Annotated in this window: 23 protein-coding genes; 16 read left to right on the top strand and 7 right to left on the bottom strand. The window is 33.3% G+C overall.

Translation table 11 applies throughout. The features are described from left to right. Positions 1-42: 42 nt before the first annotated feature. Positions 43-1,413 carry an alanine/glycine:cation symporter family protein gene (locus BZARG_RS13620; RefSeq protein WP_008639327.1) on the bottom strand — a complete coding sequence of 457 codons (1,371 nt, stop codon included), beginning with the start codon at positions 1,411-1,413 and terminating at the stop codon, positions 43-45. Positions 1,414-1,652: 239 nt separating this feature from the next. Here BZARG_RS13620 and BZARG_RS13615 point away from each other — a divergent pair, with 239 nt between their 5' ends. Continuing rightward, a complete protein-coding gene (locus BZARG_RS13615; protein WP_008639370.1) occupies positions 1,653-2,180 on the top strand; it encodes a DUF4833 domain-containing protein in 528 nt (175 codons plus the stop codon). A 79-nt stretch (positions 2,181-2,259) separates the two neighbouring features. Here the strand turns inward: BZARG_RS13615 and BZARG_RS13610 are convergent, their stop codons facing one another. The 3 genes from BZARG_RS13610 to BZARG_RS13600 all read right to left on the bottom strand — a co-directional run bounded on the left by BZARG_RS13610 (position 2,260) and on the right by BZARG_RS13600 (position 5,000). Next, on the bottom strand, positions 2,260-3,207 hold the full coding sequence (locus BZARG_RS13610) for a phosphoribosylaminoimidazolesuccinocarboxamide synthase (protein WP_008639339.1): 948 nt from the start codon (positions 3,205-3,207) through the stop codon (positions 2,260-2,262). Positions 3,208-3,318: 111 nt separating this feature from the next. Continuing rightward, the gene (locus BZARG_RS13605) at positions 3,319-3,846 is read right to left on the bottom strand and encodes a hypothetical protein (protein ID WP_008639379.1); all 528 of its coding nucleotides are present in this window, start codon (positions 3,844-3,846) and stop codon (positions 3,319-3,321) included. Between the two features lie 200 nt (positions 3,847-4,046). Further along, positions 4,047-5,000 (bottom strand): PhoH family protein, encoded by a 954-nt coding sequence (locus BZARG_RS13600; RefSeq protein ID WP_008639385.1) that lies wholly within the window; start codon positions 4,998-5,000, stop codon positions 4,047-4,049. Positions 5,001-5,109: 109 nt separating this feature from the next. On the opposite strand from BZARG_RS13600, the gene BZARG_RS13595 reads away from it, so the two are divergent. The 4 genes from BZARG_RS13595 (at position 5,110) to dnaN (ending at position 10,496) form a co-directional block, all read left to right on the top strand. Further along, on the top strand, positions 5,110-5,946 hold the full coding sequence (locus BZARG_RS13595; protein ID WP_040288850.1) for an SAM hydrolase/SAM-dependent halogenase family protein: 837 nt from the start codon (positions 5,110-5,112) through the stop codon (positions 5,944-5,946). A gap of 2 nt (positions 5,947-5,948) precedes the next feature. Next, a complete protein-coding gene (locus BZARG_RS13590) occupies positions 5,949-6,245 on the top strand; it encodes a putative quinol monooxygenase (protein ID WP_008639346.1) in 297 nt (98 codons plus the stop codon). An 88-nt stretch (positions 6,246-6,333) separates the two neighbouring features. Beyond that, positions 6,334-8,718, top strand: coding sequence for a gliding motility-associated ABC transporter substrate-binding protein GldG (gene gldG, locus BZARG_RS13585; protein ID WP_008639366.1), 2,385 nt, complete (start codon positions 6,334-6,336; stop codon positions 8,716-8,718). Between the two features lie 659 nt (positions 8,719-9,377). Continuing rightward, complete coding sequence (gene dnaN / locus BZARG_RS13580) at positions 9,378-10,496, top strand: DNA polymerase III subunit beta (protein WP_008639347.1); 1,119 nt, start codon at positions 9,378-9,380, stop codon at positions 10,494-10,496. Between the two features lie 102 nt (positions 10,497-10,598). Here dnaN and BZARG_RS13575 read toward each other — a convergent pair whose 3' ends face one another. Further along, positions 10,599-10,937, bottom strand: coding sequence for a DUF4870 domain-containing protein (locus BZARG_RS13575; RefSeq protein WP_008639331.1), 339 nt, complete (start codon positions 10,935-10,937; stop codon positions 10,599-10,601). Between the two features lie 135 nt (positions 10,938-11,072). Then, entirely contained in the window at positions 11,073-13,574 is a 2,502-nt protein-coding gene (locus BZARG_RS13570; RefSeq protein ID WP_008639365.1) for a heavy metal translocating P-type ATPase, read from the bottom strand. A gap of 306 nt (positions 13,575-13,880) precedes the next feature. Between BZARG_RS13570 and BZARG_RS13565 the strand changes: the two genes are divergently transcribed. Continuing rightward, positions 13,881-16,118 (top strand): FUSC family protein, encoded by a 2,238-nt coding sequence (locus tag BZARG_RS13565; protein ID WP_008639401.1) that lies wholly within the window; start codon positions 13,881-13,883, stop codon positions 16,116-16,118. Between the two features lie 134 nt (positions 16,119-16,252). Here BZARG_RS13565 and BZARG_RS13560 read toward each other — a convergent pair whose 3' ends face one another. Further along, entirely contained in the window at positions 16,253-17,212 is a 960-nt protein-coding gene (locus BZARG_RS13560; RefSeq protein WP_008639361.1) for a TerC family protein, read from the bottom strand. A gap of 204 nt (positions 17,213-17,416) precedes the next feature. Between BZARG_RS13560 and BZARG_RS13555 the strand changes: the two genes are divergently transcribed. The 10 genes from BZARG_RS13555 to BZARG_RS13515 all read left to right on the top strand — a co-directional run bounded on the left by BZARG_RS13555 (position 17,417) and on the right by BZARG_RS13515 (position 25,992). Beyond that, complete coding sequence (locus tag BZARG_RS13555; RefSeq protein ID WP_008639374.1) at positions 17,417-18,103, top strand: response regulator transcription factor; 687 nt, start codon at positions 17,417-17,419, stop codon at positions 18,101-18,103. A gap of 30 nt (positions 18,104-18,133) precedes the next feature. Then, positions 18,134-18,325 carry a hypothetical protein gene (locus tag BZARG_RS15900; protein WP_008639340.1) on the top strand — a complete coding sequence of 64 codons (192 nt, stop codon included), beginning with the start codon at positions 18,134-18,136 and terminating at the stop codon, positions 18,323-18,325. A 120-nt stretch (positions 18,326-18,445) separates the two neighbouring features. Next, positions 18,446-18,571, top strand: a complete 126-nt coding sequence (locus BZARG_RS16145; RefSeq protein ID WP_262483640.1) for a hypothetical protein — start codon at positions 18,446-18,448, stop codon at positions 18,569-18,571. Between the two features lie 557 nt (positions 18,572-19,128). Then, a complete protein-coding gene (locus BZARG_RS13540) occupies positions 19,129-21,111 on the top strand; it encodes a histidine kinase (protein WP_008639363.1) in 1,983 nt (660 codons plus the stop codon). A 3-nt stretch (positions 21,112-21,114) separates the two neighbouring features. Beyond that, complete coding sequence (locus BZARG_RS16085) at positions 21,115-21,516, top strand: LytR/AlgR family response regulator transcription factor (protein ID WP_008639386.1); 402 nt, start codon at positions 21,115-21,117, stop codon at positions 21,514-21,516. Next, entirely contained in the window at positions 21,498-21,872 is a 375-nt protein-coding gene (locus tag BZARG_RS16080) for a LytR/AlgR family response regulator transcription factor (protein WP_008639387.1), read from the top strand. Before BZARG_RS16085 ends, BZARG_RS16080 begins: the two co-directional genes overlap by 19 nt. Positions 21,873-22,015: 143 nt before the next feature. Beyond that, positions 22,016-22,879, top strand: coding sequence for a DUF4412 domain-containing protein (locus BZARG_RS13530; RefSeq protein ID WP_008639345.1), 864 nt, complete (start codon positions 22,016-22,018; stop codon positions 22,877-22,879). A 703-nt stretch (positions 22,880-23,582) separates the two neighbouring features. Continuing rightward, complete coding sequence (locus BZARG_RS13525; protein ID WP_008639372.1) at positions 23,583-24,074, top strand: lipocalin family protein; 492 nt, start codon at positions 23,583-23,585, stop codon at positions 24,072-24,074. Positions 24,075-24,105: 31 nt separating this feature from the next. Next, a complete protein-coding gene (locus tag BZARG_RS13520; RefSeq protein ID WP_008639393.1) occupies positions 24,106-24,624 on the top strand; it encodes a hypothetical protein in 519 nt (172 codons plus the stop codon). Between the two features lie 30 nt (positions 24,625-24,654). Then, positions 24,655-25,992 (top strand): hypothetical protein, encoded by a 1,338-nt coding sequence (locus tag BZARG_RS13515; protein WP_008639388.1) that lies wholly within the window; start codon positions 24,655-24,657, stop codon positions 25,990-25,992. The last annotated feature ends 300 nt before the right edge of the window (positions 25,993-26,292 follow it).

The following is a 26,292-nucleotide window of genomic DNA, read 5'->3' as shown; positions in this document are numbered from 1 at the left end:
TCTATATCCTACTATTAAAAATAATAGGACGAATTATTTCTCTTATGGAAACGTGCGTCTTTTGTAAGCTTTAATTTCCTTAATAACTTTAGGCGCCAGCATAAGCGTGGTAAACATGGTTGGAAATGCCATAAGCGCAAAAAAACCATCAATTAAATTAATCATCATACTTAAAGACGTTGTCGCGCCCAAAAGAATACTCACGATATAAACATAATTATAATAATGTTTTTTGTCGGCGCCAATTAAAAATGACAAACATTTACTACCGTAATACGAATAAGAAAACAAGGACGAAATACTAAAAACTGCAATACAAATCAACAGTAAATATTTCCCAAAACCCGGCATAGCACTACCAAATGCAGACGCTGTTAAGCTCACGCCGTTAGCGTCTGTAGTTTGCCAAACACCGGTTACCAAAATAGCTAAAGCAGTTAAGGTACAAACTATTAAAGTATCGATAGCTGGGCCAAGCATGGCAACCAAACCCTCACGAACAGGCTCCGATGTTTTGGCTGCCCCATGAGCCATGGGTGCTGTACCAATTCCGGCTTCATTGGAAAATGCGCCCCGACGAATACCTAATAACATTAAACCTCCCACGACACCACCTAAAAAGGTATCGCCTTTATAAAAACTGGCACTAAATGCATCGGTAAAAATGAGACTCAAATATCTGGGTACCACTTCGTAATTTGATATAAGAATTATAGAAACAGAAACAAAATATAACAACACCATACCTGGAACCAATTTAGAAGCGGTTTTACTAATGCGGTTTAAACCACCTAAAATAACCACAGATGTGATTCCCACTAAAACAATACCGATAGTTAAATTTGAAGTAAAACTAATTTCAACACCATTGGGTACTAATAAAATATCATTAATAGCTTGGGTTAATTGATTTACATTAAAAACTGGCAGAGCACCAACCAATCCGGCAATACTAAAAAAAACGGCTAATGGTTTCCATGATTTACCTAAACCTTCCGTAATAAAATACATGGGACCTCCTTGCAATTCACCAGCACTATCTTTACCACGATACATAATTGCTAATGTAGATGTGAAAAATTTAGTGGACATTCCAATAACGGCACTTACCCACATCCAGAAAACAGCTCCTGGACCACCAATTGAAATAGCTACGGCCACACCTGCAATATTACCCATGCCAATGGTAGAGGACAATGCTGTGGTTAAAGCCTGAAAATGTGTAATTTCTCCAGGATCCTCTGGATTATCATATTTCCCAGTAAGTACGTGAATAGCATGTAAAAAGAACCGAAAAGGCAAAAAACGCGATAAAATAAGCAGGTAAAATCCACCGCCAATCAGTAAAATAAGCAAGGGTAAACCCCAAGCAAGAGAGGCAAAATCGGAAATAAATTTATTGAGTTGTTCCATAAATAATCTAGTCGATATAAATATAACAAAGTAATTTCAACTTATCAGGAAATCTTTAAAAGTTTAAACTATTCAATCTAATTGTTTTTTCGCATTTTATAAATTAAGAGTTAACTTTGATATTCAACAATAGAATTAATTCTGAAAAAACTTATAAAACACAAAAGCCTTGCGCAAGTACCCGACATATTTCGGCATCCATATTTTGAGTAATTCTCAAAAACAAAAAATTCTACTAAATGAAAAAACATCTTGCTTTATTTATACTATATCTTTGTTTCTTAAGTAGCTTTTCACAAACCGGTTATCCCGAACCTAAAAAAACAAAATCACGCCTTTTCTATATTCAACATAGCAACAATCACAATACCTATGTGTATGATGCGAATATAAAGAACGGAACTATTAACGCTTTAGAACCAATTAATGAATATCGCATAGTTTACACGGAAAATGCCGAAAAAGAGCCTTTGAGTAACTTACAGAAAAGACTGGCCTATGGCATGGAATTAGTCGATTCACAAACAAATTTATGGAAGTTTCATCTAGCCGCTACAGAGGATTTGTTCTTTTATCTGAACTACACTAAAATTAAAGGAGCTAGAATTTATGTCACCGTTAATAAACATAAAATGTATTTGGACAAGATGTTTGTTCAGCTTAAAGATGGATTTTTAGGAACCTCCGTAAAACCTGAATTCGTTATTTTTTATGGCACCGATTTTAATTCTGGGATACGGGTAACTGAAAAGGTTTTGATGAATTAATTTCTAATTTTAAAAAATAACCATAAAAAAACCTCACTAAAATCAGTAAGGTTCTTTATTATTTAATGGCCTGAAATCACTATTTACTCAAATAGTTTTCTACATTATTTTTAATTCTATTCTGAATATCCGACAAATCGCCTTTTACAAAAGCTTCTCCAGTAATATTTTCATATAACTCTATATAACGTTCGCTAACCGATTGGATATATTCCTCACTCATATATGGAACCGTTTGCCCCTGTAGACCTTGGAAATCGTTTGCAATTAACCATTGGCGAACAAATTCTTTAGATAGCTGCTTTTGTATTTCACCATTATCTTGACGTGCTTGATAGCCATCGGCATAAAAATATCGCGAGGAATCAGGGGTATGGATTTCATCAATCAACACAATTTTTCCATCCTTTGTTTTTCCAAATTCATACTTAGTATCCACTAAAATTAATCCCCGTGACGCTGCTATTTCAGAACCGCGTTGGAATAGTTTACGCGTATAATCTTCTAAAACTAGATAATCTTCTTCCGTAACAATACTCTTTATTAAAATATCTTCTCGTGAAATATCTTCATCATGATCTCCTATTTCTGCTTTTGTAGCCGGCGTGATAATAGGATTTGGGAATTTGTCATTCTCTTTCATTCCTTCTGGCATGGAAACTCCACAAATTAGTCGCTTTCCAGCTTTGTATTCTCTTGCTGCATGACCCGATAAATAGCCGCGAATTACCATTTCAACTTTATAAGGCTGGCACAAATGACCAACAGCTACGTTTGGATCTGGTGTAGCAATAAGCCAATTTGGAACCAAATCTTCTGTCGCTTTCATCATTTTAGCAGCAATCTGATTCAGAATTTGACCTTTGTATGGAATACCTTTTGGCATAACTACATCAAAAGCGCTTAATCTATCGGTGGCAACCATTACCAGTTGCTCATCATTAATGTTATAAACTTCGCGAACTTTTCCTTTATACAAGCTTTTTTGCTTTGGAAAATTAAAATTGGTATCAGTAATTGTGTTCATGAGCAGTAGTCTGTTGTTTGTTTTGCAAATGTAATTTGTTTGTCAAACAATTCTAAATAAAAAAAGGAGAAATAAAAATTTCTCCTTTTTTGCTGTAATTTATGTGGTGATTTAGTTGAATCTGATGTTGTAAGTAACACCAACCCCTACATTTTGTATGTCCATATCGGTTTCTAAAAACGTGTTTTGGTAATACGCATAGATGTTCCAATCTCTGTTGTGATAACCTATTTGTGGATTAACATATAATCCACCATCGTTATTTTCAACATTGGTAACAAATCCATACCCAATATCAGTTCCTAAAAACAGACCGCTTGGAGTAAAGTAATAACGGAAGAAACCAGCAGCTGGAATAACGCCAAAATCATCAAAACCATCTTTTCCAAAATAGTTCGTATAACCAGAAGCTATACCAATTGCTATATTAGGATTAAACAAATACTGCCCTCTAATATCTGCCCCTAAGGCAAATGACGAAGCATTATTTGCATCACCGACAGGAACACCTCCGGTGATCCCTACTTTTAGCCATGAATTATCTGGTGAAATTTCATCGCGTTCTCTGATCTGATCGCGTTCTTGTGAGAAAATAGGACTGAATCCTATTAATGCTGCTAATAAAAATATTTTTTTCATCTTCTTTTGTTTTATAGTTATACTACAAAGATCCGTAAGATGAGATTCAAAAAGTTACAGGATTTCCTACAAAATTTATACAATTACAGTAAAAAACCAACAACAAGTTGAGTATCAGTGGAAATGATGAAAACATAAAAGCCATTAGTAGGGTTCACTCGCGAGTGACGCCTACGCCAGTGACCCCTACGGGTCTAATTTTAATCAATATTCTCAATACTTTTATATGCTTCAATAACCTTTTTAACCAGTTTATGGCGAATGACATCTTTTTCATCTAAATATATCATGCCAACACCTTCTACATTTTTTAAAACGAGTAAGGCTTCCTTTAAACCGGATACCGTACGTCTGGGTAAATCAATTTGTCCGGGATCGCCAGTCAATAAAAACTTAGCATCTTTACCCATTCGTGTTAAAAACATTTTCATTTGGGCATGAGTTGTATTCTGACCTTCATCTAAAATAACAAACGCATGATCCAAAGTTCTACCGCGCATAAAAGCTAAAGGCGCAATTTGAATGGTGCCATTTTCAATATAGTGTGCTAGTTTTTCGGGAGCAATCATATCGCGCAAGGCATCATAAAGCGGTTGCATATAGGGATCTAACTTTTCCTTTAAGTCGCCCGGAAGAAACCCTAAATTCTCACCAGCTTCCACAGCTGGACGAGTTAAAATAATACGTTTAACTTCTTTGTTTTTTAACGCACGAACAGCTAAAGCTACACCTGTGTAGGTCTTTCCTGTTCCAGCCGGACCAATTGCAAAAACCATATCATTTTTACGCATACTTTCTACCAGCTTGCGTTGGTTTGCAGTTTGCGCTTTAATTAGTCGGCCATTAACACCATGTACAATTACTTCGCCACTTTTATCACTTGTAGTATAATCTTCTTTCCTATCACTAGTTAAAACACGTTCCATGATGTTTTCATCAAGTTTATTATACTTCATATAATGTTCTAAAAGCATATTTAGTCGCCTATCAAATTCTTCCAGCATATCTTCATCACCATAGGCTTTGATTTTATTACCTCGGGCAACAATTTTTAATTTAGGGAAATATTTTTTAAGGAGTTCTATATTAACATTTTGAGCACCAAAAAAGTCCTTTGGTGATACCTCTTCAAGTTCGATTACGATTTCATTCAAAAGCTAGGAGATTTAATTAAGTTTATCTATTAAGTTTTATTAGTTTTGTGCTTAAACAAAAATACGCAATTTTAATTCGTGTTGTGTAAAAAATCATCAACAATTCTAAATGGCAATAATTACATTAACAACTGACTTTGGAGTGAGAGATCACTTTGCTGGTGCGACCAAAGGCGCTATATATAGCGAATTACCAGATGTAACCGTTGTTGATGTCTCGCATTCTATTTCTCCTTTTAGTATTCCCGAAGCCGCATATATTATTTTAAATGCTTACAGTAGTTTTCCCAAAGGCTCTATTCATATCATTGGGGTGGATTCCGAGTTACATGAGGAAAATAAACACATTGCAGTAAAGTTAGATGGTCACTTTTTCATTTGTGCTAATAATGGAATAATGAGTATGATTTGTGCTGAAATAGCACCAGAAAAAATTGTTGAAATAAACATTCACGATAAAATAGAAACAAGTTTCCCCGTTTTAGATGTGTTTGTAAAAGTTGCCTGCCATATAGCTCGTGGTGGTACATTAGAAGTTGTTGGAAAAGTTATTGATGCCATCAAGCCCATACAGAATCTTACACCTTTTGTTAATGATGAACAATCCTATATAATTGGACATGTTATTTACATTGATAATTACGGAAATGTGATTACTAATATAAAACGCACTTTTTTTGAAAAGATACAACGTGGTCGTGCCTTCAAAATTTCAGCAAGAAATAAGACTTTTGATATCATTTTTAATAAATATAGTGATATTTTGTATCACGATATAGTTCCTGAAAAGCGCAATATAGAAGGCCGCGGAATGGTAATTTTTAACTCTGCTGGTTATATTGAAATTGCCGTATATAAAAGTAATCCAGAAACAGTAGGAAGCGCATCATCTCTTTTAGGCTTGGGTCTAATGGATACTATAACTGTTAATTTTATAAAAGAATAATTATGCTTGTACGCATTGTAAAATTAGGTTTTGAAGACCAACATATTAAGACGTTTTTAGAGAATTTTGAAACCAATAAAAAAGCCATTCGGAACTTTGAAGGTTGTGAGTTTTTAGAATTATATCGAGATAAAAATAACATCAACATATTTTTCACCTATAGTTACTGGAAAACAGAGTCAGATTTAGAAAATTACCGTCATTCCGATTTATTTAAAGAAATTTGGTCGGTTACCAAGCCCCTCTTTAATATGAAACCTGAAGCCTGGAGTGTGGATAAATTAGAATCGTTAGAATAGAAAAAATAGCTAGCAGTACGGGATACGCGCGAGTGTCCTGAAAGTTGGCAAGGGCCACTTGCGAGTGTCCATGAAAAAACAAAAAAATATGCTTGCAATCCTCAAGAAAGAAATAAACGCCTTTTTCGCTTCGTCAATTGGCTATTTAGTGATTGCCATTTTCCTTGTGTTAAATGGACTATTTCTTTGGCTCTTTAAAGGAGAATTCAATATTTTGGACAATGGCTTTGCCGATATGTCTAGCTTTTTTTTACTAGCACCTTGGATTCTTTTATTCCTGATTCCAGCGGTTACCATGCGGAGTTTTTCAGATGAAAGAAAACAAGGCACTTTAGAGTTACTGCTTACCAAACCCGTAAGTTTATTTAAAATTGTATTAGGAAAGTATTTAGGTGCTTTTATACTTATTCTATTAGCATTACTACCTACTCTACTCTATGTTTATACGGTTTACAAATTAGGAAATCCTACTGGTAACATCGATTTTGCAAGCACATTAGGTTCCTATTTAGGTTTGCTTTTTTTAGCCGCAGCATATACGGCTATTGGCATTTTTGCTTCTAGTTTAACCGACAATCAAATTGTTGCTTTTATTACCGCTATATTTTTATGTTTTTTCTTTTATATTGGTATGGAAGGTATTGCCGATTTCACATCGAGCAATTTTATCGATCAACTAGGCATGAGTGCCCATTATAAAAGCATTAGTCGAGGCGTCATTGATACACGCGATTTACTTTATTTTATTAGTGTTATTCTAGTTTTTCTAATTTTTACTGTTCGATATATTAGCACGAAACCATTTCATAAAAAGGAGTTAGGAAAATTTTTAGTTATGCCAATAGCATTGTTGTTATTGAATATTCTTACACACGGATTTTATCAACGTTTCGATTTAACCCAAGATAAACGTTACACTTTAAGTGAAGCATCTAGTGGAATTGTAGCATTGGTTAAATCTCCCATTATTGTTGATGTGTTTTTAGATGGTACCAATTTACCTTCAGAATTTAGACGGCTGCAAACAGAAACACGTCAATTGCTAGAAGAATTTAAAGCGGAAAACAGCCAGATTCATTTCAATTTTGTCAATCCTTTGGAAGACTCTGCTTCACGAGAACAAAACATTCAGCAATTAAATGAACGTGGCTTAAAACCTATGCAAGTAACAGTTCAGGAAGCTGGAAAATCGAGTCAGGAAGTTATTTTCCCTTGGGCTTTGGCGAGCTATAATAATGAAACCGTTAAAATTCCATTAATAAAAAACAAAATTGGAGCGAGTGTGCAAGAGCTTGCCAGTAATTCCATTCAGCATTTAGAATATGCATTTGCGGATGGGTTTAGTAAATTGGTGAACCCGAAGCGACGAAAAATAGCCATTTTAAAAGGTAATAATCAGTTGAATGATGGTCAGATTTTCGACTTTGTAAAAACCATAAAAGACTATTACTATATCGCAGCTTTCACTTTAGATAGTGTTCAAAATAATCCACAGAAAACTTTAGAAGATATAAAATCCTACGATTTAGTTATTTCAGCAAAACCAACCGAAGCCTTCAATGAAGCCGAAAAATTGGTGCTGGATCAATTTACCATGTCTGGTGGAAAAAGCTTATGGCTATTGGATAGAGTCGCTATTGAACAAGATAGCTTGTACAATGCATCTGGAAAAAATATTGCCGTAGCCCGCGATTTAAATATGACTGATTTCTTCTTTAAATACGGAGTTAGAGTCAATCCTGTATTGATTAACGACCTCTACTCGGCTCCTATTACTTTAGCGACTGGTGATGGTAGCGAAGCGCAATTTCAACAACTAACTTGGTATTACTCGCCTTTGGTAAATGCTACCTCAAAACACCCGATTGTTAATAATCTGAATTTAATAAAATTCGATTTTGCTAATCAAATCGACACGCTAAAAAACAACGTTAAGAAAACTGTTTTACTGCAAAGTTCATTACTAACTCGAGTTGATGGTACACCACGCGAAATTAGTTTAGAGATGACCAATGAAGAACCAAATCCGAAACAATATGTTAGTGGTCCGCAAAATTTAGCGGTATTATTAGAGGGTGAATTTACATCGGTTTACAATAATCGTGTAAAACCTTTTGAGGTTTCAAACTTTATAAATACGAGTAAACCCACTAAGATGATTGTCATTGCGGACGGTGATGTTATTAAAAATGATATAGGCAGAAATGGTCCATTAGAATTAGGTTTCGACCGTTGGACAGGTCAAAGTTATGGTAACAAAGATTTTCTTCTAAACGCCGTGAATTACCTATTAGACGATAATGGACTTTTAAACATTCGATCTAAAGATATTTCAATAGCTTTTTTAGACTATAAGAAAGTTTCGGAAGAAAAGACAAAGTGGCAAGTGATCAATATTGTCTTACCATTATTCTTTTTAACAGTTTTTGGGTTTTTATTTAACTTTTTCAGGAAGCGCAAATACGCAAAATAAACGCTGTTTTAACTTGAATGCGATTCATTACAAACAGATCGGGATTCCCTGATGATTTTTGATTGAATTAAATATCTTAATCATTTTATTTAGGAGATTCCTGCTTTCGCAGGAATTTAGATAGCAGTTGATCAATATTGTCTTACCATTATTCTTTTTAGCAGTTTTTGGGTTTTTATTTAACTTTTTCAGGAAGCGCAAATACGCAAAATAAACGCTGTTAACTTAAATGCCATTCTTCATCAATAGATCAGAGCTCCCTGGTGTTTTTTTGAAGTAGTTTGATCGAATTAAATATCTTGTTCATTTTGATTAGTGGACTTCTACTTTAGCAGGAATTTAGCGATTAGACGATAATAGACTTATAAACATTCGATCCAAAGATATTTATATAGCTTTTTTAGACTAAAAAAAAGCACTTACAGAATAAACGAAATAACAGGTAATAAATATCGTTCTACCAGTAGTGTTCTAGGTGATTTCTGGTTTTTGTTTAACTTCTTTAGGAAGCGGAAATACGCTAAAGAGCGCCTTAATTTATTAATGATATTCCCTTTTTCAATGGAATGATTTGTTAATAAGTTTGTTTCCTATATTAATCGGATTAGGATATATTTGTATGATTAACTTTTACGAACGCACAAACGCATTTTACATAGATGAAATTTATAGTATCAAGTACCTATTTACTGAAGCAATTACAAGTTCTTGGTGGTGTTATAAACAGTTCGAACACCTTACCTATTTTAGATAACTTCTTATTTGAATTAAACGAAACTGAACTTATTATATCTGCTAGCGATTTAGAAACAACGATGTCTTCTAAACTTCAAGTGGAAAGTGACAATAATGGTAGCGTTGCAGTTCCTGCAAGACTGTTATTAGATACTTTAAAGACGTTCCCAGAGCAACCTTTGACTTTTGTTGTTGAAGAAAATAACACCATTGAAATCAGCTCTAATCACGGTAAATATGCTTTAGCATATGCTGATGGTGCTGAATTCCCAAAACCAGTAACCTTGGAAGACGCATCGGCAACGACTTTAAATGGTGATATTTTAGCAACCGCTATTAACAAAACTATTTTCGCTGCTGGTAATGATGATTTACGTCCTGTAATGAGTGGTGTGTTTTTTCAGTTCTCTACGGAAGGTTTAACTTTTGTAGCAACCGACGCTCATAAACTTGTTAAATATTCTCGAGCTGATGTACAAGCATCTGAAGTAACAGAGTTTATTATGCCTAAAAAACCTTTAAACTTATTGAAAGGTATTTTGGCGTCTAGTGATGATGATGTTAAGATTGAATACAACGACTCTAACGCAAAATTCACTTTTGAAAATGTAGAGCTTATTTGTCGTTTAATTGATGGGAAATATCCGAATTACGAAGCCGTAATTCCTAAAGAGAATCCAAATAAATTAGTTATTAACCGTAATCAGTTTTTAAACTCGGTTCGTCGTGTGAGTATTTTCTCAAATAAAACAACACACCAAATTCGTTTAAAGATTGCTGGTGCTGAATTAAATATTTCTGCTGAAGATATTGATTACTCAAACAAAGCAGAAGAACGTTTAACATGTGATTACCAAGGTGATGATATGCAAATTGGTTTTAACTCGCGTTTCTTAACGGAAATGTTAAACAATCTAACAAGTGATGACGTGCAACTAGAAATGAGCTTACCAAACCGTGCAGGTATTTTAACGCCTGTTGATGGATTGGATGAAGGCGAACACGTAACTATGTTGGTTATGCCTGTAATGCTAAATAGTTAAAATAATTCCTTCGGAAGAAGGAATCTCTTATACTAAAAAACGCTCACCTTTATTGGATGAGCGTTTTTTTATATTGAAAATACAGATCGGCTTTCATGTTGTTTACTTCAAAAACGTAATCGACAGCGGATAATTAGTCGCTTCACCATTACTCGCTTTAATAGCATTCATAATAGGAAAAACTAAAGCTATAATACCAATCACTATGAGCATAAGAACTCCTAAACCAATTAATAAAATAGCTGGAATACTTAAAATAGCATAAATAAATATGCTAATTTGAAAGTTGATTATTTTCTTACCTTCTTCATCCATTGTTATGACTTTATCTTTTTGCATCACCCAAATAATAAGTGGTACAACTAATCCACCAAAACCGGTTACATAAGTTAATAATTGACTTAAATGTGTTAAAACCAATAGTTGTTTATCTTCTCTCATTATCATTATTTAAAATATTTTAATTGATGTATTCATAAGACGCCTATTTGGCGAATTTGTTACAAATAAAAACCTTCAATTAATACTTACGAATTTAAAAATATTTCTATATCCTTAAAATCACTTCCAATAAAATTACAGTTTCACCGTGCGTAATCGTAGAGCATTTGCAATAACGGAAACCGAACTAAAACTCATAGCTAAAGCCGCAATCATAGGCGACAATAACAATCCGAAGATTGGAAATAGCACACCTGCTGCAATTGGAACGCCTAACGTATTATAAATCAATGCAAAAAACAGATTCTGTTTAATGTTTTTCATAACCGCATCACTTAAATGTCGCGCTTTTACAATGCCTTGCAAGTCGCCTTTAACCAAGGTAATCATGGCGCTTTCAATAGCCACATCGGTTCCTGTTCCCATGGCAATTCCTACATCACTTTTCGCTAAAGCTGGCGCATCGTTAATACCATCTCCCGCCATTGCGACTATTCTACCATTATTTTGTAACGTTTCCACTTCTTTCAACTTGTCTTCCGGCAACATACTAGCTTTAAAATCGGCTAAATTAAGTTCGGTTGCAACTGCTTGCGCTGTATCATAATTATCGCCAGTTAGCATAATCACATCAATACCTTTGTCTTGAAGTTCCTTAATTGCTTTGGCACTTGTTGGTTTTATTTTATCGCCAATTACCACATAACCAACAACGATATTGTCTATAGATAAAAATGAAACTGTTTTACCTTGTTTCTGAAATGTTTGTGCTTCGTCATGCATTTCTGAAGTTATTTCAGCTCCAGCATGTTCCATCATTTTAGGGTTTCCTAAAGCGACTTTTTTATTTTCAATTTTAGCTTCGACACCTTTTCCTGTAACCGCATTAAAGTCCTCCGCTTTTATAATTTCTGTATTCTGCTCTTTACCGTATTGAACAGTAGCTTCTGCTAACGGATGTTCACTGTTTTTATTTATAGATGAAATATATTGTAGAATTTTTTCATCACTATAATCAGTACTAAAACTTCCAACTTTTTCTACTGTAGGTTTTCCTTCGGTTATGGTTCCTGTTTTATCAATAATTAAAACATCTACTTTATCCATTTTCTCGAGTGCTTCTGCATTTTTAATCAATACACCATTTTGAGCACCACGACCAACACCAACCATAATGGACATAGGCGTTGCTAATCCTAATGCGCAAGGACATGCAATAATTAGTACTGCAATGGCATTAACCAAAGCATACACATAAGCTGGGTCTGGTCCCCACATAGACCAAACAACAAAGGTTATAACCGCTATAATTACCACAATCGGCACAAAATAACCAGATACAGTATCGGCTAATTTCTGAATTGGCGCGCGACTTCGACTAGCGTCATTAACCATTTGTATAATTTGTGATAATAAGGTGTCGCTCCCCACCTTTTCAGCTTTCATTAAAAAAGATTGATTCCCATTTATGGTTCCGCTGCTTACAGTATCACCTACCGCTTTACTAACAGGAATTGGTTCTCCTGAAATCATAGATTCATCAATTGTACTTTCGCCTTCAGTTAAAGAACCATCTACAGGAATTTTATCACCAGGTTTTACTTTTAGGATATCATTAACTTCAATTTTATCAATACTAACCTCAACTTCTTCACCATCCACTACTTTTATAGCCTTGTTTGGAGCCAATTTTAATAACTCTTTAATAGCTGAATTGGTTTTACCATGTGCTCGTGCTTCCAGAACTTGTCCCATTAACACTAATGTCAGAATTACAGTTGCTGCTTCAAAATATACATGTACAGCACCCGAATCAGTTTTAAATTGAGCAGGAAAAAAATCTGGAAAAAACAGTCCAAAAAGACTAAATAACCACGCCACACCGGATCCGATACCGACTAATGTAAACATATTAAGATTCCAGGTTTTGATACTTTTAAACGCACGCTCAAAAAACATCCAAGTGGCATAAAACACGACTGGAATGGAAAGTATAAACTGAATCCAATTCCAATATTTTTGTTCCAAAACCTGATATAATGGGTTATTTGGAATCATTTCGCTCATCGCGATTATAAATATAGGCAGCGTAAAGCCTACAGCAATCCAAAATTTCTTGAGAAGCTTTTTATAGGTTTTCTCTTCTGCTGATAAATCGGGTTCCATAGGCACCAAATCCATCCCACAAATTGAACAAGCGCCTGCTTCATTCTCAACAATTTCGGGGTGCATTGGACAAGTCCATTGATCAGCTGCTTGAGCTGATAAGTTTTGCTCTTCCACCAAATCCATACCACAAACAGGACAGTCGCCTGGTTTGCTATAGGTTTTATCACCTTCACAATGCATCGGGCAATAAAATGTTCCTGTGCCTTGACCTTTTGGTTTATTTTCTTTTTTTAGTGCGGAAGGATCCGGTTTTTCTCCGAGTTTATAAATACTGTATGAGCCGCCATCATTTTTTAACGCTGCTTGAAATTTTTCGATTGGAATATGGGATACCATTTCAATTGTGGCTTCTTCGTTTTCCAAATTAACATCAGCAGTGGTTACGTCTTCAACTTTTGAAAGTATGTCTTCAACATGAGCGCGACATCCGCCGCAAGTCATGCCATGTACATGATAAGTATGTTTCATTATATTTTGTTACTAAATTGCTATTAATAGTAGGTTCTAGATTGCAACCCAATGTTATAATATAGGAAAATAAATTTAGAATAAAGGTATAAAAATGTATGTCAACTATAAAAGTTTAAGCAACTAAATGAATACGAGAAGAATTGATAGTTTACACTCTTTTTAAACACAAAAGAAGCTGCGAAACATAGTTTCTCGAAATATATATAAGTTTAAATTTAATTTTACCGTTCTAAAAAGGTCTATCCATGAATTAAAGTATCTTTGCCTATTAGATACCATATTTTGAAAAAACACCTGAAAAATATGGAGCTATTTTTAAAAGGCTCCAACTTTTATAAAGGGCTTAAAATTACGTTTGCAGTTTTAACGCCCTTAGTTATCCTATACCTTTTAGGCTTTACAGCGTTAGCACCACCCATTATAATGGGCGCTTTTTTAAATGCAGCTAGTGATATTCCAGGGAGTTTAAAACGAAAAGTTAATGCTATTTTAATTAGTATTGTCTTAACCATGCTTATAACAGCTATCATTTTCTTTTTAAAGCCCTACTTTCCGTTTCTACTGCTTGCCATTGCCATCATAACGTTTTTAGTCTCGCTGCTCTCTGTTTATGGTTTCAGAGCATCATTAGTGTCTTTCTCTGGCTTACTATCCATGGTAATTGCTTTTGCTATTGAAAAAGAAACAGCTCTAGAAATCTTTACGCATATTGGCTTTATGGGTGTTGGTGGACTTTGGTACTTATTAGTTTCTTTCTTATTTCAAAAATTAGCTCCGAAAAAAGAGAAAAATCAATTGCTTTCAGATACGTTACTTCTTATTGGTGATTATTTAAAACTACGCGCCAGACTATTAACGAAAAATAAAAAGCGCGAAGAACTTATGCAGCAAGCATTTTTGTTGCAAACACAGATTAATGAAAAGCATGAAACCTTAAGAGAAATGCTTTTTACCGGTAGAAAACGCTCGGGACGCTCTCATTATGATGAAAAACAATTACTTATTTTCATTTCTACAGTCAATATATTTGAACTCATTGAAGCCAAACACATTAATTATGATGAAGTAGACAAGTTATTTGGCCACAACAAACAATATTTAAAAGCTGCTAAAAAGCTTAATAAGGTCATGGGAAACCATCTGATTACGTTGTCAGAATTATTAATTCAAAATGATAAGCTTCCCAATAAAAATGCCTTAACAAAAGCCTTAAAGAAAGCGGACGAAACTATTTCAACTTATGTTGAAGATGTAAAACTTCCAAAAGCGCGTGAAGGCGCACTTGTATTAAAAAACCTTTACGACTACCAAAAACAACTACTCGAGGAGATTAGATCTATTAGACGTGTGATGACCAATGTTTACGATTCTTCAAAAGTGTCTTTAAAACGCCAGGATGGTAGTCAGTTTTTAACATTACAAGAATATCGCCTGAATGTTATTATCCAAAATTTCAGTTTCAACTCTACCTTATTTAGACATTCGCTACGTTTTACGGTTGCCATGGTTTTCGGATTTGCTTTGGGTACGGCTCTTGATATTCATAATACTTATTGGATTCTTTTAAGTATAATCGTGATTATGAGACCTAATTATGGTTTAACCAAAGAGCGCTCTAAAGATCGTGTTATAGGAACTTTAATTGGAGCAGCTATTGCGATTGGCATTGTGCTTATAACGCAAAACGTTATTGTTTATGGTGTTTTATCCATCATATCCCTAACACTGGCTTTTGCCTTAATTCAGCAGAACTATAAATCGGGAGCAGCATTAATTACCATCAACATCATTTTTGTTTATTCATTAATGCATCCTGATGCTTTTCAAGTTATTCAGTACCGTGTTATAGATACCGTTATTGGCGCCGTTATTGCTGTGGTAGCTAATTATACCATATGGCCAAGTTGGGAAACTAATAATTTAAAAGAAGTATTACTTACTGCTTTAAAGAAGAATAAAAATTATCTATTAGCAACGCAGGAATTATATCATGATAAAAATGAAAATCAATTAACTTATAAAATCGCTAGAAAAGAAGTGTTTTTAGCTGTAAGTAATTTAAATGCAGCATTTCAACGTCTTACCCAAGATCCGAAATCGAAACAAAAAGAATTCCAATTAATTTACAATTTGGTTACTTTAAACCAAACCATGGTTTCGGCAATTGCCGCTATTGGAAGTTTTATTATTAATCATAAAACGACACCAGTTTCAAAAGAATTTGATGCTATAGTTTTGAAAATATCGAATACGCTACAAATGTCCTGCGATTTATTAGAAGGCATTACGCCACTTAAAAACACAGATCCAGAGGCCATTGAAGATGCGCAAGAAAAACTATTAAAAACGTATCATGAGCTATCGCTAACCAGAGATGAAAACATTCAAAAAGGCTATACTAAAATAAGTAAAAAAACGCTTCACCATTTACAGGAGGCCTATTTAATATCCAACCAACTTATTTGGTTGAAATCGCTTTCTGAAAGTTTAGAGAAAGGTACGATGCGCTATGGCGAAATATTAAATGACACCAAAAACTAAATAAACCTTACTTCACAAATAAAAAGAGATTTAGAAACTAGGGTATTATCTTTCTAAAATAAAAATGGCGAATTAATACATTCAAAATTCCTGTTTTTATTAAACCATGTTTACTTTTAAAACAGAAGAGTATTTTATACTGAAAGTTTATCTGACTTATCTGTTTTGGCAAGAGACACCAAAATCCCTACCAAAAGCGCCATACCAATAAATCCTAATGAAATCCATTCTGGGAATTTAAAGTAATGTACAATTAGCATTTTAATACCCACAAAAGATAAAATAGCAATTAAACTGTATTCCAAATAACTGAATCGTTCCAGCATATTTGCTAAAAAGAAATACATAGAACGAAGGCCTAAAATGGCGAAAATATTAGAACTAAATACTAAAAATGGATCGGAGGTAATAGACAAAATAGCTGGTACGCTGTCTATTGCAAATACAACATCCATAACTTCAATAACAACTAAAGCGACAAATAAAGGCGTTGCTGCAGTTATATGTTTCCGTTTTACAAAGAAATGCTCACTATCGATTTCTGTTGTAACCGGCATAATTTTTTTAAGCCATCTAAACACAAAAGAATCCTTGGGATGAAAGTGATGATCATCTTTCTTGAACAACATTTTAAGCGCTGTAAACACTAAGAAAGCACCAAAAATATATGTCATCCATGAAAATTTATTAATCAGCATAACGCCTAAAAAAATCATGAGTCCTCTAAAAACAACAGCACCCAAAATTCCCCAAAACAACACACGATGCTGATACATAGGTGGAATTTTAAAAGCAGCAAAAATAATAGCAATAACAAATATATTATCAATACTTAATGATAGTTCAATTAAATATCCTGTAATGTATTTAATCATGGCGTCATGCGGCAATAATCCATCGGGATTATCAATATGTACACCGCCGCTATATAACCAGTAAACAACACCGGAAAAAGCAAAAGATAGCGACACCCAAACCAAGGTCCAAACACCAGCTTCTTTAGAACTTATAACATGTGGGTTTTTATTAAAAACGCCCAAATCCAAAGCTAAAAAAACAATAATTCCGATAATAAATAGTATCCAAACAGTCATTGCAGTTTTATATAAATTGTTACAAATATACTTTTAAAGTTATCGATTATATTTTATAAAAATAAAGAATAATTCAGTATTATTTTTTAAGGTTTATAACATATAAATTTCGAAGAAACTCACTAATAGAAAGTCGCAAGAATTGAAATAACTATTATATTGTTTCCAGATGGAAAGCTGAAATGAATTTGTAGATTTGTAACAATGACGATTTTAATTATAGAGGATGATTTGCGCGTTGCTGAACTTTTACAAAGAGGTCTGACAGAGCATGGATTTACAGCAACGTTAGCTTATGATGGTGTTTCTGGGAAAAAACTGGCCTTACAAAATGAGTATGACCTCATCATAACCGATATCATTTTACCAAAAATGGATGGAATTGATTTGTGTAAATTAATCAGACAAGCCAAGCCTAATATGCAAATAATTATGCTAACAGCACTCGGCACCACCGATGATAAAGTTGAAGGTTTTGATGCTGGTGCCGATGACTATTTGGTAAAACCCTTTGAAATGCGCGAACTTTTAGCACGTATTAGAGCTTTACTAAATCGACGTTCTGACAGTAATAACAATTCGAGTTTTATTCTCAATTACGCTGATTTGGAAATGAACTTACACAGCAAAATGGTAAAACGCAACAATCAGGACATCAGCCTAACTCCTAAAGAATTTAAACTTTTGGAATATTTGCTTCAAAATAAGGAGCGTGTGTTATCGCGGATTGAAATTGCTGAAAAAGTTTGGGACACACACTTTGACACCGGAACGAACTTTATTGATGTCTATATAAACTATTTACGAAAAAAGATTGATAAAGAGTTTGACAACAAACTTATTCATACAAAATCAGGAATGGGATTTGTATTGAAACGCGAAGACCGTTAAATTCAACACCTAAATTTTTTAGTTAATATCTTGAAAACACGAACACGGCTTGCCATATTATTTACACTAATTACCGCCACTATTCTTTTAATATTTGCGGCTATAATTTACTATTCCACACAAGAAAGTCGCGAACGTGAATTTTATACGCTTCTTAAAACTGAAGCTATTACCAAAGCCAACTTATTTTTTAATGCGAAGGTAAATCTGGAGACCTTGTAAGATATTTATCGCAACAACAGGCAGATTTTAAATGAAGTAGAAGTCGCTATTTATGATAATCAATTTAACTTATTGTACCATGATGCTGTAGATATTGATTTGGTAAAAGAAACTAAACCAATGATTGACGAGATCTATAAAATAGGTGAAATTCAATTTTATCAAGAAGGCTGGCAAGTCATCGGTTTGCGATATGACTTTGAAGGCAAAAACTATATTGTAACAGCAACCTCTTTTGATGAATAGCGAAATAATGTTTCAGTTATTGATCAAGAAAGCGGGAAACAACCAAATTAAATTCCAAAGTATTTACACATTAGTTCTAAATTAAAAAATGTTGAAAGCACGCCAGAAACAATCATTGCACTTATAAATAGTGTGGTAAGAATAAAAATTTTATTTTTTGAATGATAATTAACATAGTTCAATACCACTTGAAAAAGTAAGGCCATTACTTGGGCTACTAAAATACGCTTAACACAATTTATATAGGGTTCTATATAATATAAAAAATAAGTGGCTACTATTAAAATTATATAAAGTCCAGTGATTCCGAACAAAACAGTCTTTGGGAATCTATATCTTTGAGAATTTACCATGACATCGTTTTTATTATAAAGATAATCAATACGAAAATAAGCGCACAAAAGATTTATTACTTTATCTATTTGTAAAAATCACCAAATACTAACTTAAACCCGCTGAATTCTAAACCTCCATAAGAGATTTAAAAATAGAATGGTATTTTAGCTTTAATGATAAAAGCCATTACGCTCTTAATATGTTATTTTTCAATTGGCATAATGTGCCTATCTGGGCAGATTATAGTCGATGCTATTGAAGAAAAGCTCGTGTTAATAGATAATAAAGATGTTAAAGTAATTACAAGTGATGCAGAAACATCGTTTAACACTGTAAGACGAGAAACAAATTGGCGATTTTATGATGCTTCTTATAATGCATCAACAGAAACCGCTATTTGGCTCAAGTTTGAAATTGAAAATCAAACGAAGGATACACTTATAAATTATTTGCATAGTACAGATCATTATACGCTATTATATAAGCAGAACAATAATGGTTTTACAAAATCAAAAAACGGTTCTTTTGTGCCATTTCATGAGCGCGCTAATCAATCGAACGCTTTTTTTACAAAATTAGAAGTTTTACCTTTTCAAAAATCACTGATTTATGTAAAATTAAGTCTCAATAATTTAATCGCATTTTATAATAGTCCAACCATTTATTCAGAAAAAGGATATTGGAAATATGTTAATGAGGAGTCAAAAAATCAAGCAAACTCTATAGGTTTTATTTACTTCTATATTATTTCGCTATTTACTATCTTCATATTTGCACTTGTATTTTGGCTACGACTACGCAAAAAACTTTATCTCTATTACTTGGGTTATTTGTTTTTTCAACTTATTTACGGTTTTTTAGTATTACGAAGTACATTAGCTCCTGTAGGTAATTTCTTTAATTATATTCCAGAGCTAGCTTTTAAATTATTTGAGCCGGTACAATTTATTTTTATCGGGTTTTATGTGTTTTTCATTTTACAGCTTTTACAAATAAACCAGTACGACAAGTTACTTGCAAAAGCCCTTAAATATTTAGGGTTATTCTGTTTTATCTATGCGGTATCCTATTTTGTCACTAACTATTTTATAACGGATACGCAATCCATAGGCACGTTGTTTTTGATTATTCGTTCTATAATTCTTCCCATTAATCTCGTTTTAATTATATGGATTATTTATAAGGTTAAACATCCCTTGTTCAACTATTTTATAATTGGACAGACCTTCTTCTTTATTGGCGCTATTTTAGCTACTTATGTAGGGTATTCGGGTGTAAGATATATTCCTGGACATTTATTTAATTTTAAAGAATCGGCCAATGTAATTTTTCAGATTGGGTTGTTGGCAGAGGTCTATTGCTTTTCTCTTGCTTTAGGAAGAAATGTTTTTATACTTCAAAAAGATAAAGAAAAAGCGAATAGAAAACTGATTGATCAGTTGCAAAAAAATCAGCATTTACAGGAAACTATGAATCGCGAGCTAGACGGAAAAGTACAAAAAAAGACGGATGAACTTATTCAGCTATATTCTGAAATAGAACGCGAACGGGAACAAAAAATAAAAGATGATTTCACCAATAGAATAAAGGAAACAGAAATGGTGGCTTTACGCTCTCAAATGAATCCTCATTTCATTTTCAATAGTATGAGTGCCATTAAAAGTTTAATAATGACTGCTCGGAATGACGATGCCATAAACTATCTAGACGATTTTTCAAGTTTACTTCGTGGCATATTACAAAATAGTAATCACAAAAAAATTACAGTAGAAGAAGAATTAGAGATTTTAGAATTGTATCTTTCTTTAGAACAAAACCGAATGGGTCCCAATTTCAATTATAATATTCAAGTGGATTCAAATGAAGCGCTCTCGCAGTACGAAATTCCACCCCTATTATTACAACCAATAGTTGAAAACGCCATTTGGCATGGACTTCACCCAAGTCTTAAAACGGATAAAAAACTAATAATTATTTTTGATACTACAGAAAATCTAAAAATAATTATTGAAGATAATGGTATAGGAAGAAAAGAAAGTGCCAAAAAGAAAAAGCTCCATGAATCTATGGGTACCACAATTGTTCAGGATCGTCTAACATTATACAATCATTTAAATGACCATAATATTCGGTTTAAAATCACCGATTTAGAAGAGGATGAAACTGCATTAGGAACGCGAATTACACTAATTTATGACCATTAAGCCATGACGAAAATTATAATTATAGACGACGAAAGCCATTGCATAAATGTTCTGGATAGTTTAATCAAAAAAGTCCATGCTGACTATACAGTTATTGGGGTTTTTACAAACCCATTAGATGGATTAGAGTTTATTCAGAAAAACCCACCAGATTTATTATTCCTCGATATAGAAATGCCCAACCTCAACGGTTTTGCTTTATTAGATAATTTACTTCCTATAGATTTCGATGTCATATTTACAACTGCTTACGACCAATATGCTATTAAAGCCTTTCAATATAGTGCCATTAATTACTTATTAAAACCAATAACTGAAAAAAATATTGTTAAAACACTTTCGAATTGGGAAAAACGCCGAAAAAAACAAGCAATAAACAGTGGGCCTTGTTACAGAATCACTTAAAGGGAAACAATGAGGAGTGTTCTCAAATAGCGCTGCCTACAGGTGTCGGTTATCAAATTGTAGAAATTAAAAATATTGTTAGATGTCAATCTGATAGTAATTACACATTTATTTACTGTAAGGATGATAATAGAGTTTTAATCAGTCGGACTTTAAAAGAAATTGAAGAGTTATTAAAAAACCATGGGTTTGTTAGGGTGCACCAATCGCACCTGATAAACCCGAAATTTGTAAAAGGTATTTTAAAACAAGATGGCGGTAGCTTAATTATGCATGATGATACTGAAATTCCAGTGTCCAGACAAAAATCCAAACAAATTAACGAGATTCTGGATACCATGCTTCGTTTTAAATAAATTTTTCTACTACAGTATCAATTTCAAACTCTTCAAATGATTACCAAATTCTAAACCATAGCAGTCAAATACTAAATGAGAGTTGAAATATTTTTGATTTTTAAATATATTTATTGTATTAAAATATTAAAAATCAAGTAATTATGAGAAATATATATTTATTTTCATTAGTAACAATCATTTTACTAGCCTTTACCGCTCCTGTAAATGCACAACGTGGCTTAATTAAACGTAAGATAAAGAATAAAGTACATCAGGACATGAAGGACCAGCACGCCGAACCACAAAGAGAAAAAGGGCGTCAAGCACTGGAAGATATTACGTACGAAAACGATACCCGCTACCCTATTCCAGAAAACCCGGTGAAAGCGACGTTGGTTATGGAAACACGTAATTATAAAAATAATGGAAAGTTAAAAGAAACTATGACCGCAAAAATGGTTTTTGGTGATATGGGCGAATGTATGATTATGAACGAAGGCGATAAAAATGAAACCCGCATGCTTTTTGATTATAAAGGTGCCGCAACTTATATGATTAATCCCGAGCAAAAAACCGCGACAAAAATGCCTATGATAAATTTTCAGAAAATGGCTGAAAGAATGGCAAGAAATCAAGTGGATGTAGAGGATGATAATGGCGAGTGGAAACGAACGGATGAACAAAAAGAAATTAATGGGTATAATTGTCGAAAATATATTTATACCAATGAAAAGGAAAAAATGAAGATGCATGCTTGGGTTTCTCCAGATATCAGCATCGACTTAAGCGGAAACCATCTTTTTGGTGGACAAATTAAGGACTTTTCTAATATATCAACAACTGCGTCTGCTAAAGAGGTTGATGAAAACTTCCCACGAGGTATGATGGTGCGTAGTATTTACTTTGAAAAAAATAACGATACACCAAGCATGCAAATGGATATTACAACCTTCAATAAAACATCAGATCCGAAATATTTCGACTTAAGTGATTATCAAATAAATGATATTTTAGGTAAACTGTAAACATACAGAACAACTCCTGCATTTTATAGAGTACTTGACACAAAATATTGAATATTATTTCAATCATATCTCATATGCTTTAAAGCACGCCAAAAATCAGTTTCAAATTATGTTAGAATAATTACAAAATATTTTAAGTGAAAAGTAATTATCAAGTTTTAACTAATTTTAAAAAAGACTTCATTAAAACGAAGTCTTTTTATATGAGTTTTTCTAGAATATTCTTTTTAGAATTTAAAAATTTAACCTAAAGTTCATGTTAACTATTTTCTTTTTTGAACATTAATTTATGGTTGTTTGGTTTTCACTAAATACTAACTCATATATATTATATACGCTTTAGTATCCGCCAAACTCTGATGGGTACTTATGTAGGAAAATACATAATTTATTTTTGTTAGTGCTATAATTAATAAAAAACAAAACTTGAAAAATAAATTTCAAACCATAAAGACTTGTTCTGCTTTTGTGACTTGCAACTAAAGATATTATGATTTTTATAAACAGCTGTAGTTAATCAGCTTGGCTACTCTAATATTATTTAGAACACATAAGCTGCCCAAGAGGAAGAGCTGTTTTAAGAGAATATATATTAATACCCATTAGTTATTAAAACAGCATTTAATAATCCTTAATTGAACTCTGTTTTTTAAAGTCTTAATAAAATTCGATGAAAAATTTATCTTAAAATGAAATTGGTGTTATGAAAAGTTTAAAAACAAAAAATATAGTTTTATTAATCACTGTATGCACCATGACATTAGGTTGTGTAACACTACAACAACCACTTCCAGGCAGTCTATGGGGCGATTGGGCCTTTGTAAAAACTGGTACGATAACCACAAATGGAAACGAACGTCTTTTCAACTATAGGCACGTTTGTAATAAAGAGAGTGATAGATTGAGCTTTAGATCTGATAAAAAAATGTCCTTGCGCTGGTATGATAATACGTGTATGATAAATTACTATTTCATAGGCCGATACCATGTCGAGAATAATATTTTAATAGTTGACTTGGAAGACAATAAATCATATCAAGATAATCCATTTCCGCCCATTTCGAAATATAGAATCTCTCAAATTAACCAAACTACTTTAAAGCTTGAAGAAATCACTGATTCTAATAGAACTAGAAGAATTAGAACAAATACTGTCCAGGAACCGTTGGTTTTTATATTTATGAGGATCGATTAAGTTTAAGGAAAACAAATAAAAATTTAAAACTATGAAAAAATTAATATTCTTACTCGTCACTATCATAGGCACAATAGCCTGCGGGAATTCTGAAAAAAAGAATAGCACTTCAGGTAAAAGTGCAGCATTGTCTCCTTGTGAAATATTGACTGAGGCCGAAATAAAAAACGCATTATCAATTCCTGCAGAAACGGAAACGACCATGAATGAAAAAAACACGACCTATCCTAGCTGTTATTATAAATGGAAGTCAATTACTTGGGAGTATGAAGTTATGCCAGGCCATATGGCTGACTATTCTGCAGAGTTAAGTATTGTAATGGTAGACCATGTTAATAAAGAAAAGTATGAGACTTCGATTTCGTTTTATAAAGATGGCCAAGCAGAAAACGGGATAGGCGATATGGCAACATGGGGTGAGAAAAAAACGCAACTTACCTTTTTGCACAATGGAACCTTATTTCACGTGCATTGTAGAACTTCCAACGATGCTACTTCCAACAAGGTCAAAACTATAAAAATAGCGAAACTGATTATTAATAAACTATAGCCATAAGTCGCTATTAAAAACAATTTTAAAATGAAAACATTTCAACTAAAATTCAAAACGCTACTGGTTTTATTTATGGTTAGTTTGGTCTTTGCCAGCTGCCGTGATAACAAAGAAAGCGAGGCTACAAAACTTGAAGCAAATCCAGAACAAGTTAACAAGCAACCAAAATTAAAAGCTGATCCAAAAACAGCTAAATCAATACAGAATAAGGATGATGCCGTGTCTAGTCCTAATTCGGAAGATGGTAACAATACGGCAATCACTTTAGATTGCAATTATTTTAAGGAAAATACTAATACAATCTTGAAAGATAATCCAAAAGCATCTATAGATTATATCATTACCTGTGTCACAAGAATTGATGGTAAGTTGACAATTGAACCGGGCGTAGTTATAGCTTTTAAACAAGATGCAGGAATGGAATTTAAAGATGGCTCCTCCTTTAAAATGAAAGGTACCGCTGAAAAACCAATTATTCTAACAGGAAAAGAACAAACAAAAGGATTTTGGCGCGGCATTCATTCCGAGAGCTCGAATGCTAATAACAAAATGAGTTATGTGACAATCGATTTCGCTGGCGGAAAACCACCAAGCGGAGGCGCAAAAGCTGCTCTAGGAATTTATAGAGAAAATAGCATTTTAACGCTAGATCATTGTACGTTTTCAAATAGCAAAAATTATGGAATGGTAGTCAATAATAAAGTAGAGAAAGACGCCTATAACATTGTTATGAAGAACTGCATATTCACCAAAAACAATATCCCATTTAAAACCAATGTCACCCGTTTACGATTGTTTAATAATGCTAATAGTTTTTCTGGAAATGAGAAAGATTATATCGAGTTGAATGGAGGAACTCTTTATGGAAATGCTACTTGGGCCGGATTAGATGTCCCCTATTTTCTTCAAGGTAATTTTAAAAATGAAGAAGGCGTCCTTACTATGGAGCCTGGCACAGAAATTATAATGCCCGCACGAAGCTGGTTTCATATATCTGGAAAAGCGTCATTGGTCATGGTAGGTACTGAAGAAAATCCTATTATAATTCGTGGCGAACACGATGTTCCTGGGTTTTGGGAGCAACTAACTATCGACTCTAGTAGCCCTTTAAACGAAATTGCCCACGTAAATTTTAAAAATGCAGGAAGAACAACAGGTAAACCTAATGGTGCTGTAAAACTTCAGCGTTCAAAATTCCTAAACATACACGATGTGGTCTTTACAGATTGCTTTGAGTATGGCATTAGCCTTAATTACGGTTCAGATCCGTTTTATTTAAAACACAGCAATTTAACATTGAATAATACCCCAAAACTGTTCTCTGATTGGGGAGGAAAGGAGCTTACCGATCCTGATAACCCATAGAAATTGTTTGTTTAAAATCGAAAAGCATATTTATTATTCATCACGACAATTCAAAGATTATTAAATTTTTAAAAAGTATGTGTTAACCATTCCTTTTTTTAAGCATTAAACTATTGGAACAGGTTTTAAATTATGATAAAGCTTTATAAGTATAACTAATTTTTTAAAAAATAATATTACAAAATAATTAGTTCACTGAATTCTAAATCATATGAATCAAATACTCATTCGTATAACCTAAACTCTGATTAGTACTTGTGTAGGAAAACACATAGGTTACTTTTACAAGAGCTATTATTA

The sequence above is a fragment of the Bizionia argentinensis JUB59 genome (assembly GCF_000224335.1).
In the GTDB taxonomy this organism is placed as follows: domain Bacteria; phylum Bacteroidota; class Bacteroidia; order Flavobacteriales; family Flavobacteriaceae; genus Algorimicrobium; species Algorimicrobium argentinense.
The sequence above is the reverse complement of the archived record's forward strand: the minus strand, read 5'-3'. Positions and strand labels throughout refer to the sequence as shown.

Bases quoted from the DNA above. Each gene is read 5' to 3' on its own strand.
- BZARG_RS13610 (WP_008639339.1), bottom strand. From the start codon at position 3,207: ATGAACACAATTACTGATACCAATTTTAATTTTCCAAAGCAAAAAAGC.
- gldG (WP_008639366.1), top strand. From the start codon at position 6,334: ATGCTTGCAATCCTCAAGAAAGAAATAAACGCCTTTTTCGCTTCGTCA.
- BZARG_RS13615 (WP_008639370.1), top strand. From the start codon at position 1,653: ATGAAAAAACATCTTGCTTTATTTATACTATATCTTTGTTTCTTAAGT.
- BZARG_RS13595 (WP_040288850.1), top strand. From the start codon at position 5,110: ATGGCAATAATTACATTAACAACTGACTTTGGAGTGAGAGATCACTTT.
- BZARG_RS13530 (WP_008639345.1), top strand. From the start codon at position 22,016: ATGAGAAATATATATTTATTTTCATTAGTAACAATCATTTTACTAGCC.
- BZARG_RS13570 (WP_008639365.1), bottom strand. From the start codon at position 13,574: ATGAAACATACTTATCATGTACATGGCATGACTTGCGGCGGATGTCGC.
- BZARG_RS13525 (WP_008639372.1), top strand. From the start codon at position 23,583: ATGAAAAGTTTAAAAACAAAAAATATAGTTTTATTAATCACTGTATGC.
- BZARG_RS13520 (WP_008639393.1), top strand. From the start codon at position 24,106: ATGAAAAAATTAATATTCTTACTCGTCACTATCATAGGCACAATAGCC.
- BZARG_RS13560 (WP_008639361.1), bottom strand. From the start codon at position 17,212: ATGACTGTTTGGATACTATTTATTATCGGAATTATTGTTTTTTTAGCT.
- BZARG_RS13575 (WP_008639331.1), bottom strand. From the start codon at position 10,937: ATGAGAGAAGATAAACAACTATTGGTTTTAACACATTTAAGTCAATTA.
- BZARG_RS16085 (WP_008639386.1), top strand. From the start codon at position 21,115: ATGACGAAAATTATAATTATAGACGACGAAAGCCATTGCATAAATGTT.
- BZARG_RS13515 (WP_008639388.1), top strand. From the start codon at position 24,655: ATGAAAACATTTCAACTAAAATTCAAAACGCTACTGGTTTTATTTATG.
- BZARG_RS13555 (WP_008639374.1), top strand. From the start codon at position 17,417: ATGACGATTTTAATTATAGAGGATGATTTGCGCGTTGCTGAACTTTTA.
- BZARG_RS16145 (WP_262483640.1), top strand. From the start codon at position 18,446: ATGATTGACGAGATCTATAAAATAGGTGAAATTCAATTTTATCAAGAA.
- BZARG_RS13605 (WP_008639379.1), bottom strand. From the start codon at position 3,846: ATGAAAAAAATATTTTTATTAGCAGCATTAATAGGATTCAGTCCTATT.
- BZARG_RS13565 (WP_008639401.1), top strand. From the start codon at position 13,881: ATGGAGCTATTTTTAAAAGGCTCCAACTTTTATAAAGGGCTTAAAATT.
- BZARG_RS13620 (WP_008639327.1), bottom strand. From the start codon at position 1,413: ATGGAACAACTCAATAAATTTATTTCCGATTTTGCCTCTCTTGCTTGG.
- dnaN (WP_008639347.1), top strand. From the start codon at position 9,378: ATGAAATTTATAGTATCAAGTACCTATTTACTGAAGCAATTACAAGTT.
- BZARG_RS13590 (WP_008639346.1), top strand. From the start codon at position 5,949: ATGCTTGTACGCATTGTAAAATTAGGTTTTGAAGACCAACATATTAAG.
- BZARG_RS13540 (WP_008639363.1), top strand. From the start codon at position 19,129: ATGTGCCTATCTGGGCAGATTATAGTCGATGCTATTGAAGAAAAGCTC.